This window comes from Myxococcus sp. AM009, assembly GCF_013372605.1.
GTDB classification, from domain to species: domain Bacteria; phylum Myxococcota; class Myxococcia; order Myxococcales; family Myxococcaceae; genus Myxococcus; species Myxococcus vastator.
Genome location: NZ_JABXEP010000034.1, coordinates 49,774 through 58,615, shown reverse-complemented (window position 1 = coordinate 58,615; position 8,842 = coordinate 49,774). Strand labels below are relative to the sequence as shown.

Annotated in this window: 11 protein-coding genes; 7 read left to right on the top strand and 4 right to left on the bottom strand. The window is 71.0% G+C overall.

Going from position 1 to position 8,842, the window contains the following annotated elements; translation table 11 throughout:
• Positions 1-101 precede the first annotated feature (101 nt).
• Both HV824_RS11595 and HV824_RS11590 read left to right on the top strand, forming a co-directional pair.
• Positions 102-767, top strand: coding sequence for a hypothetical protein (locus HV824_RS11595; protein ID WP_176423284.1), 666 nt, complete (start codon positions 102-104; stop codon positions 765-767).
• A 48-nt stretch (positions 768-815) separates the two neighbouring features.
• Positions 816-1,493 carry a hypothetical protein gene (locus HV824_RS11590; RefSeq protein WP_176423283.1) on the top strand — a complete coding sequence of 226 codons (678 nt, stop codon included), beginning with the start codon at positions 816-818 and terminating at the stop codon, positions 1,491-1,493.
• 50 nt (positions 1,494-1,543) lie between these two features.
• Here the strand turns inward: HV824_RS11590 and HV824_RS11585 are convergent, their stop codons facing one another.
• Positions 1,544-1,978: a hypothetical protein gene (locus HV824_RS11585; RefSeq protein ID WP_176417608.1), complete on the bottom strand. Its 435-nt coding sequence runs from the start codon at positions 1,976-1,978 to the stop codon at positions 1,544-1,546.
• Positions 1,979-2,004: 26 nt separating this feature from the next.
• Positions 2,005-2,790: an alpha/beta fold hydrolase gene (locus HV824_RS11580; protein ID WP_176423282.1), complete on the bottom strand. Its 786-nt coding sequence runs from the start codon at positions 2,788-2,790 to the stop codon at positions 2,005-2,007.
• A gap of 129 nt (positions 2,791-2,919) precedes the next feature.
• On the opposite strand from HV824_RS11580, the gene HV824_RS11575 reads away from it, so the two are divergent.
• The gene (locus HV824_RS11575) at positions 2,920-3,660 is read left to right on the top strand and encodes a DNA methyltransferase (RefSeq protein ID WP_176417610.1); all 741 of its coding nucleotides are present in this window, start codon (positions 2,920-2,922) and stop codon (positions 3,658-3,660) included.
• Here HV824_RS11575 and HV824_RS11570 read toward each other — a convergent pair whose 3' ends face one another.
• Both HV824_RS11570 and HV824_RS11565 read right to left on the bottom strand, forming a co-directional pair.
• Positions 3,661-4,266 carry a hypothetical protein gene (locus HV824_RS11570; RefSeq protein WP_176423281.1) on the bottom strand — a complete coding sequence of 202 codons (606 nt, stop codon included), beginning with the start codon at positions 4,264-4,266 and terminating at the stop codon, positions 3,661-3,663.
• An 88-nt stretch (positions 4,267-4,354) separates the two neighbouring features.
• Positions 4,355-5,245, bottom strand: a complete 891-nt coding sequence (locus HV824_RS11565) for an EamA family transporter (protein WP_176423280.1) — start codon at positions 5,243-5,245, stop codon at positions 4,355-4,357.
• Between the two features lie 379 nt (positions 5,246-5,624).
• Between HV824_RS11565 and HV824_RS11560 the strand changes: the two genes are divergently transcribed.
• Genes HV824_RS11560 through HV824_RS11545 form a run of 4 tightly spaced genes read left to right on the top strand, consistent with a single transcriptional unit; the run spans position 5,625 to position 8,810 of the window.
• Complete coding sequence (locus HV824_RS11560) at positions 5,625-5,840, top strand: hypothetical protein (protein WP_176417659.1); 216 nt, start codon at positions 5,625-5,627, stop codon at positions 5,838-5,840.
• Positions 5,837-7,195, top strand: coding sequence for a sensor histidine kinase KdpD (locus HV824_RS11555; protein ID WP_176417613.1), 1,359 nt, complete (start codon positions 5,837-5,839; stop codon positions 7,193-7,195). The genes HV824_RS11560 and HV824_RS11555 overlap by 4 nt, the downstream gene beginning before the upstream one ends.
• A complete protein-coding gene (locus HV824_RS11550) occupies positions 7,192-7,929 on the top strand; it encodes a hypothetical protein (RefSeq protein ID WP_176417614.1) in 738 nt (245 codons plus the stop codon). Before HV824_RS11555 ends, HV824_RS11550 begins: the two co-directional genes overlap by 4 nt.
• Entirely contained in the window at positions 7,926-8,810 is an 885-nt protein-coding gene (locus tag HV824_RS11545) for a cyclopropane-fatty-acyl-phospholipid synthase family protein (RefSeq protein ID WP_176417615.1), read from the top strand. Before HV824_RS11550 ends, HV824_RS11545 begins: the two co-directional genes overlap by 4 nt.
• The last annotated feature ends 32 nt before the right edge of the window (positions 8,811-8,842 follow it).

The window sequence follows — 8,842 nt, the reverse complement described above, 5'->3', positions numbered from 1 at the left end:
GCGCTCCCCCTCCCTCCCACGACAGCCAGGTGGATGCCAGACATTCACTCATGGTATTTTACAGACAACACCAAGAGAATACCCCGCAAGGAGACAGGTCCATGAGCCAGCCGCGAGCGCACGCACTCCTGATGGCATCCCTTTGCGGCGCCCTCATCCTGGCCGGCTGCGACGCGCGGACCGCGGAGGCCCCCCAGGCGCAGGAGGTCGACGAACAGGCCGCTGGGCTCAGCGACACCATGACCCAGTGTGGCTACGAGTGCCCTCCGCGCGGCTGGCACACGCGCGGCTGGAGCTGCGCCCCGGAATGTGGCGGCACCTGCGGTCCCTGGGGCAATCAGGTCACCTGCGGAGTCAACACAGGCACCTTCACCATGTGTGGCTACACCTGCCCCAATGACTTCCAGCCCATTGGGAGCAGTTGCAAGCCGGAGTGTGGTCCGTTCTGCCTCGCGCCCTATTACAGCAACGCGACGACGTGCGCGCCCATCTGTGATTCCCGGGAAGGAACGCACGGGGACATGGAGGCCGACTTCCGTTACTACGACGCGTATGCCAACTACGAGGGCTGGTGCACCTCACTGCCCACCGACGTCTGCGTCGACGGCTCGTACTACTACTCCCGCCTGCTCGCGGGCTTCTTCTGCCACACCGTGGGGAGCAATGGCTCCTGCGGCGACCCAGACGCCATCTGGGAAGTGAACTGCCGGTCGCGCATCGACTGTGTCTATGACTGCGAAGGCGCGTGCGTGAAGACAGACTGCTGAGCTCGCCTGAGCCGCCATTCCTACCCTCCAAGCGAGAGGAATTCGACCATGCAAGGAATGATGAGACTTTCGGCCCTGACCACCGCGCTCTGCGGCGTGCTTGTACTCGGGGGATGCAACATCCAGACGGACGAAGCATCTCCAGCGTCTGGAACCGAGCTCGAGTCTGGCGAAGCCGCGCAGGAGTTGACCCTCTGTGGCACCACCTGCCCCGCGGGGCATCATGTGACGAGCCAGACCTGCAATCCGGCCGCCTGTGGCGGCTCGTGCAGCAGCGCCTACTCCTACAATCAGGTCACCTGCGCCCCCAACACCGAGACGTTCTCGCAGTGTGGTGGTCCTTGCCCGAGCGGCTGGCAGGCGACGGAGTGGGGTTGCTCCTCGGCATGCGCCGACTTCTGCAATGGCATCTACGTCAATCAAACCACGTGCACCCGCGGCTGCGACCCGCGGGCGGGGACCTATGGCCGGAAGACCCTCTACACCTCCGCCGAAAGCGAGTATGCCTATCGGTCCGGATGGTGCGGCATTGGCACCATCTATCCCGCGATGTGCCATGAAGGAACGTACTACTACTCCCAGTCACTCGAGACGCGGGGCTGCCTGCGGGCGGGGAGCAACGGCACGTGCCAGGACCCCGATGCCGTGTGGCGGGTGACCTGCCGGTCATCCGTCCAATGCGTCTACGACTGCGACGGGAACTGTGTTCAGACGCACTGCTCATGAAGCAGGCGGACGGGGGCCGCTTCGACGGCCCTCGTCCCTGGCCGCGAGGCTCAGACCTTGCTGCCGACGAAGCCACCGCTGAAGGGAGAAAAGCCCCGCTTGCGCAGCGCCTCGCGCTCGGCCTGGAGCGCGGCCAGCGCCTCGTCGCGGGTCGCGTAGTGGTTGACGGCCGCGCCGTTGATGGCGCCGCTGGTGAGCACGAACATGCGCGTCATCTCGTCCCCACCGAAGCGGTACGAGCGGTGCGTGTAGCGCTCCAGCACGTCGCGGCGCTCCTTGCCGAAGACGCGGCCAGCGGTGAACTTCACCACCAGCCCGTCCAGGTTGATGAGGAGGTCCACCTTGGACGGGTACTTGGAGAGGTGGTCCTCGACTTCCTTCCGCCAGCGAAGGACGTCCGCCTCATTCATCAGGAGACAGTCGGTGAAGTACGCGGTGACGACGTCGTTCTGCGCGTCGTACTCGAAGGACATGTTCCAGGCCATCGTGCTGCCTCCTCGAAGCGCCGCGCTCAGGCCGGCAGGGAGCCGGCGAGGAAGGCGGACACCAGCGCCGCCGTCTCCGCCGGGCGCTCCACCTGGGGGTAGTGGCCGGGGCCGGGCAGGTACGACAGGCGCGCGCCGCGAATCTTCGACACCACCGCCTCCCGCAGGAAGGCAGCCGGCAGGAAGGCATCGTCCGTGGCCAGCACCAGCGTGGGCGCCGCAATCGAGGTCAGCTTGTCGGCGAAGCCACCCGCCGTCCACGCGTCGAAGACGTGCTCGATGGCCGCCGGGCTGACGCCCATCGAGTCCTTCACCAACGCCTCCAGCGCCTCCGGCGACAGCTGCTTGCACGCGAGCCCGAGGATGGCCTGCTTCTTCTCGAGGCTCTCCGCCGACGTGCGGAACAGCCCCGCCGCATCCGGAGGCAGCGGCAGCCCCGCGGCGGGCACCGTGTTGAGGAGCACCAGCCCCTCCACGCGCGCCGGCACCTCCGCGGCCACCCACTTCACCAGCTGGCCGCCCATGCTGTGCCCCACCAGCGTGAAGCGCCGCGCGTCCACGGCGTCCGCCACGGCCAGCACGTCGTTCGCCAGCGACTCCAGGCTGAAGCCCCCGGCCGGCCGGCCCGACTGGCCGGAGCCCCGCATGTCCGGAATCACCAGCCGCAGCCCCGCCAGGTCCAGGCGCTCCACCAGCGCGTCCCAGACAGCGCCGGACACCATCCAGCCATGGACCAGGATGACCGTGCGCGGACCTTCACCCACGACGCGGTAGTGGAGCGAAGTCCCGTCTTTCGCTGAAGTCGTGGGCATTCCATCTCTCCTTCACAACGAGATAAAACAGGATTGTAGAAATCTAGGGAAGCGCAAGCAAGCCACGGTTTCGGCGTGTTTTCCAGCCTGACGCGGAGTGCGCGCGGCTCTGGCAGACTCCCTGGCCACATGGCGGACGAACAGGCAGGCGCCACGGGCGCAGCGAAGCGCACGGTGTACTGCGAAGACGCACTCGTGTGGCTGGAGGCGCGGCCGGTGCTGGAGGGCAGCTCGGCCATCGCGTCCCTGCCGGACGGGTCCGAGTTCCCGTCCCTGTCGCTGGCGGAGTGGAAGGCCTGGTTCATCCGGGCGGCGGCGCTCATCCTCGCGCGCGTGCCGCCCGAAGGCGTGGCCATCTTCTACCAGACGGACGTGAAGGAAGCGGGCACCTGGGTGGACAAGGGCTACCTGGTGTCTCGCGCCGCCGAGGAGGCGGGCGTCGACCTGCTCTGGCACAAGGTGGTGTGCCGACGGCCGCCTGGGACGGTGACGTTCGGCCGGCCCGCGTACTCCCACATGCTGTGCTTCTCGCGCGGCGTCCGCGCGGACATGGCGAAGTCCACGCCGGACGTCCTGCCCGAAGCGGGCGAGGTGACGTGGACGCGCGGTATGGGCGTGGAGGCGTGCCTCATCGCGTGCCGCTTCATCCTGGAGCACACGCGCACGCGCACGGTGGTGGACCCCTTCTGTGGCCACGGCACGGTGCTGGCCGTGGCCAACGCCCTGGGGCTGGACTCGGTGGGCGTGGAGCTCAGCCGCAAGCGGGCGCGCAAGGCCCGCAACCTGCGCGCGGAGCTGATGGACGGCACGCTCGTCCTGTCGGGCGCCCATGGCACGGGCGCGCCCGGGGGCGAAGACGACGCGCTGTAGTCACCCTTGCTGCGTCCGCGCCACGGTGGCCTCCAGCTCACCGATGAAGGCCGCGAAGAGCCGCTCTTCCAGCGCCAGCGCGGCGTCCAGCGTGGCGCCCACGGCGGTGATGCGCGCGACGCACGCGTCCTCGATGGTGCGCCGGTGGCTCTGCTCCTCGGTGACGACGCGCCCCAGCTCCTCGCGCACGGCCGGCTGGCGGGTCGCGGCCTTGTAGAGCGGGTACAGCACCATGGCGCGACGCTCGATGGCCGTCGTCGTGAGCAGGTAATGCAGGTAGACGTCCGGCGCGCCCGTGAAGGACGACGCCCAGGTGGCCAGCTCGTGGTCCAGCGCCTGGAAGTAGCGGCCCGCCGCCTCCGGGCAGAGGAACGCGGTGATTTCCGCGCCGGCGACCTCGGCCGACAGGCGCTTGAAGGCGAAGGCGTGGCGCGTCTCGTCGGCCAGGTGCCCCAGCACCTCCAGCGACGGGTGCCGGTCCGCCACGGTGCGCGAAATCTTCCGCGCGCCGATGAACTCCATCAGGGACAGGGTGTGGAGCCAGCGCGCCTCCATGTCGGGCGTCTGGGCAAGCTGGCGGAGCACGGCCTGGATTCGGTCACGCATGAGGCCGTCGTCTAGCCCGGCGCCGGGCCCCATTGCGAGCCCGAAGACAGGCCCACCCCCGGAGAACGGGGTCGCCGGGCCCTTCCGGTCAGCTCGTGGCCGCGGCGGTTTCAGCGGGCCTGCGCGACGTCGCGGAGCTGCCCACGGACGCCAGGATGATGCAGCCGATGGCCGCCCACTGCACCAGCGACAGCCGCTCCTTCAGCAGCAGCAGCCCGGACACCGCCGCCAGCGCCGGCTCCAGGCTCATCAGGATGCCGAACGTGCGCGTGGGGAGCACCTTGAGGGCATACATCTCCAGCGAGTACGGCAGCGCGCTCGACAGCACGGCCACGCAGAGGATGACCGGCAGCAGCGACACGTCCAGCAGCTTCATGCCCGCGTGCGCCACCCCGAAGGGCATGACCAGCAGCGCCGCGGTGAGCATGCCCAGCGACGCCGCCGTGCCGCCGTGGACGGCGCCTCCGGCCCGCTGACCGAAGAGGATGTACAGCGCCCAGCAGGTGGCGGCCACCAGCGCCCAGAAGACCCCCACCCAGTCCAGCGCCCCCGACGTCTCCGACAGTGGAAGAATCAGCAGGATGCCGGCCACGGCCAGCAGCGCCCACACGAAGTCGAGCGCCCGGCGCGTGGAGAAGATGGCCAGGGCGAGCGGCCCGGTGAACTCGATGGCGACGGCGATGCCCAGCGGGATGCGCTCCAGCGCCAGGTAGAAGGTCAGGTTCATCCCGCCCAGCGCCGCGCCGTAGATGGCCACGGCCTGCAAGTCCGCGCGGGTGAGCCGCTTCCGCCAGGGCCGGAACACCGCCGCCAGGATGAGCGCCGCGAAGAACACACGGAGCGCCGTGGCCCCCGCCGCGCCCACCATGGGAAAGACCTGCTTGGCCAGCGACGCGCCCGCCTGGATGGAGGCCATCGCGACGAGCAACGTCAGGACCGCCACGGTGACTGGCCCCGGCTTCGTCAAGACTCGAGACATTCCGCGCACCTCTTCCACCGCGCCCGCTGGCCATCCCGTACCACCGGGCGGCCCCGAAGGGTGAGGAGAAGACGCTGGACAACACTCGCCTGGCCGGGAGTTTGACGGCGCGTGGGGGCCTTCGCTTTGCTTCGAGGTGAAACGACGGTGCCAGGCCCCGGGGGGAGCCAGCATGACGCCAAGAGTCCGAGAAATCCGAATCCATCCACTTCGCACGCGACGGGAATGCCCACCGCGCTGGGATGCCCGCACGGGCGCGCCCGCGACACCCCGGCCTCGAAGCCGTGTCGTCGGACCAGCGCACGACGGCTCGCACGGAGACACCGCCCGTGACAGCGCGCTGTCAGACTACCTGGCGCGCTGCAATGAGCTGGGCGCGGTGGAGGGCCCGCTGGGTGCGCGCGCGCTCAACCCCGCGCTGCGGCCCATCCTGGAGGCCCTCCATCACCTGCTCGCGGGCGGCGAGGTGTCGGTGCAGCTGCTCCAGCGCGGCAACGCGGACCTCGTCAACGAGCTGAACCTCCGGGCCGAACGCGCCACCGAGGAGTCCTCCAGCCTGGGTACGGCGGGTGACCTCCTGTCCGCCACCGTATGAGCCCGCGCTCCGCCGGACGACAGGCCCTCCTGTCCTCGTTCCGGCGGTGGACGCGCGCCCAGGATGCCGCGGAGGTGCTGGCCGCCTCGGGCCTGGGCGCGTGGCTCGCCCTCTGTGCCTTCGTGCCGAGCCTGCTGGCCATGACGGCCTGGGCCCCGGGCGCGCGGAGCTTCTTCGGCATCCACTTCGGCACGGCGCTGCTGTGCGCCGTGCCCATGTTGGCCAGCGGCGTCCTGTTCTCGCTCGCCCACCGACGACGCCGCCGCATCGAGCCCTGGGGCTGGGTGTGGCTCATCTTCAGCGTGGCGGCGATGCACTTCTTCGTGGCCGCGCTGATGGCGCTGTCGGCGCCGCCAGGGGCCGCCGTCCTGGCCTCGCTGTTCCTCTTCGCCACCGCCTTCCATGGCCGCCTGCACCGGGTGACGCCGCGCCAGCCCTTCCTCGCCTTGGGGACCCTGCTGGCCCTGGCGCTGGCCTTGCCCCTGCACGGGAGCGACGAGCACCTGGCCCTCTTCGGCGTCATCGGTCCCGCCGCGCTCACCGCCCAGCTCTACCTGGGGACCTTCGCCGTGCAGCATGACCGGGCGCGCGCGGACGCTGAGCGCCTGCGCGCCGCCGTGCACGCGCAGCTGCTGGAGCAGCAGGAGCGCGACGTGGGCCGCCTGTCGCAGGCGCTGTCGGAAATCCTGGGCTACCACCACGACATCGACAACGCGCTCATGGCGGCGGGCAGCGCGGCGGACATGCTGGCCGTGGTGGGCGCGCACCGCCCGGGCCCCGGCCGCACCGAGTTCGACGACCTGCTCCGGCAGCTCAACGACAACCTGACGCAGATACGGGACATGATGATGGACGCCCGCAACAAGGGGCGGCGCCATGCCGGCATGGAGCCGGAGCCCGTGGAGCTGACGCCGGTGCTGGACTCGGTGCAGGCCAGCGTGGGCCTGCGCTTCCCGGACGTGGACATCCAGGTGGAGGTGGAGCAGCCCTCTCCCCCCCTGCTCGCCCTGATGCGCGGCGGCGCGCCCACGCTGCGCCGCGTGGTGGAGAACCTGGTGCTCAACGCCTGTGAGGGAAACGGCGAGGAAGGCGCGGCGCGGGTCCACATCCACGCGCGCGTGGAGCCGCTCAGCGGGCGCCTGGAGGTCACCATCACGGATGACGGCCCCGGCTTCCCGCCCGGCCAGCTCAGCCGCCCCGCCGAGGCGCTGTACACCAGCAAGCCCCACGCGACGGGCCTGGGCCTCTACACCAGCGAGTGCCTGCTGCGCGCCAGCGGCGGCATGCTGCACCGGCAGAACGCGGACGGGGGCGGCGCCGTGCTCCGCATGGTCCTCCCCAGGGAGTACCGATGAGCGGCGGAGCCCTGTACCAGGAGTCGCTGCGCGCGCTGCGCCGGCTGGGCTTGCCGGAGGTGTCGGAGCGGGACGTGCTCGCGGCGCTGGAGGCGGCGCAGCCGGGCCCCCTGTCCCTCTTCTACGAGGCGGGCGCGGAGGCCGGGCTGCCGCGCGAGGCCCTGCTGGCGCGCGGCGCCGGGCTCTTCCTCAGCTTCAGCGCGGGCAACCTCGCCGACGACCTCATCGACGGTGAGTGCACGTACCACGACCCGCCCATCCGCGTGGGGCCGTGCGTGCAGTTCATCCTCCAGAACCTGGCCTTCGCCACGCTGTGCGGCGCGCAGGCGCAGCTGCCGGGCCCGGTGTTGGAGGAAGCGGCCCGCACCCTGGCGGTGGCCGCCGGCCCGCAGGCGCTGGAGGTGCGCGCCAGCGAATGGTCGGCGCCGCTGTTCCGTCAGGTCGCGGAGGGCATCGCCGGCCAGCAGTGGGCCGCGTACCTGCGCGTGTTGTGGGCGGGCACGGTGCTGGAGCCGCGCGCGGCGGCGGCGGGCCGGGCGCTGGGCGTGGCCGCGCACGTTGCGGAGGACATCCGCACGCGGGACGTGCGCTTCACCCGCATGCCCGAAGCAGACCGTCACGCGGTGGTGGAGTGGGCGCGCGCCGCCGCGCAGGCGCTGCGCCAACAGGACCTGCGCTGCCTGGACGCGGCGCTGCGCCGCATCGAACCGATGCTGCCAGAGGGGGAGTCATGAGCGCCGAAGCCGTGCCATCCGACGAGTGGAGACGCGACGAGGTGAGCGCGTACTACGAGGCGAAGACGGAGCGGCTGCTCCAGCGCTACGGGCCCGGCCCGCGCGTGCACTATCACTCCGGGCTGGTGGACGTGGTGCCGCCGCCCGGCGCGGCCTCGGGGGTGCTGCGCGACACGGTCCACTCCGCGCAGGAAGCGCTGTTGGTGGAGCTGGCGCGCGCCGTGGGCCGCTTCCCGGACGGCGGCGAGGTGCTGGACGTCGGCTGTGGCCTGGGTGGCGGCGCGCTGTACTGGGCCACCGAGCACCAGGCGCGCGTGACGGCGGTGACGAACGTGCCCTCGCATGTCGCGCTGGTGCGCGGCTTCGCGGAGGCCGCGGGCGTGAGCGCGCACGTGCGCCCCATCCTCTGTGACGCCCTCTGCGTGCCGGGCCGCACGGCCTTCGACGCGGTGGTGGCGGTGGAGAGCGCCTGCTACCTGCCGCGCGCCGAATGGTTCCGCCGCACGCGGACGCTGCTGAAGCCCGGGGGGGTGCTGGCCATCGCCGACTGCTTCCTCCGCCGTCCGGAGCTGGCCCCCGGCTTCGACCGGTATTGGCGCACGCGCATCGGCTCGCTCGACGAATACCTGTCCGCCGCGCACGCCGCGGGGTTGGAGCTGGAGGTGCGCGACGACGTGTCCTCGCGCGTGGTGGGCTTCTGGTCACTGACGCTGGAATTGATGGTCCATGAGCGCGCTTCGGCACACCCCGCCCAGCATCCCCTGCGTGCGCTCGCTCAGGCAGGCCGCGGCGAATCCAGCCGCGCGCACCTGCGCCTGCAGCAGGCGTTGATGGATGGCGGCCTGGAGTACGGGCTGCTCGTGCTCCGCCGCGTGGACTGAGGACTGGCGCCGTCTCCGGCGCGGACCGCAGG

Bases quoted from the DNA above. Each gene is read 5' to 3' on its own strand.
- HV824_RS11595 (WP_176423284.1), top strand. From the start codon at position 102: ATGAGCCAGCCGCGAGCGCACGCACTCCTGATGGCATCCCTTTGCGGC.
- HV824_RS11590 (WP_176423283.1), top strand. From the start codon at position 816: ATGCAAGGAATGATGAGACTTTCGGCCCTGACCACCGCGCTCTGCGGC.
- HV824_RS11585 (WP_176417608.1), bottom strand. From the start codon at position 1,978: ATGGCCTGGAACATGTCCTTCGAGTACGACGCGCAGAACGACGTCGTC.
- HV824_RS11580 (WP_176423282.1), bottom strand. From the start codon at position 2,790: ATGCCCACGACTTCAGCGAAAGACGGGACTTCGCTCCACTACCGCGTC.
- HV824_RS11575 (WP_176417610.1), top strand. From the start codon at position 2,920: ATGGCGGACGAACAGGCAGGCGCCACGGGCGCAGCGAAGCGCACGGTG.
- HV824_RS11570 (WP_176423281.1), bottom strand. From the start codon at position 4,266: ATGCGTGACCGAATCCAGGCCGTGCTCCGCCAGCTTGCCCAGACGCCC.
- HV824_RS11565 (WP_176423280.1), bottom strand. From the start codon at position 5,245: ATGTCTCGAGTCTTGACGAAGCCGGGGCCAGTCACCGTGGCGGTCCTG.
- HV824_RS11555 (WP_176417613.1), top strand. From the start codon at position 5,837: ATGAGCCCGCGCTCCGCCGGACGACAGGCCCTCCTGTCCTCGTTCCGG.
- HV824_RS11550 (WP_176417614.1), top strand. From the start codon at position 7,192: ATGAGCGGCGGAGCCCTGTACCAGGAGTCGCTGCGCGCGCTGCGCCGG.
- HV824_RS11545 (WP_176417615.1), top strand. From the start codon at position 7,926: ATGAGCGCCGAAGCCGTGCCATCCGACGAGTGGAGACGCGACGAGGTG.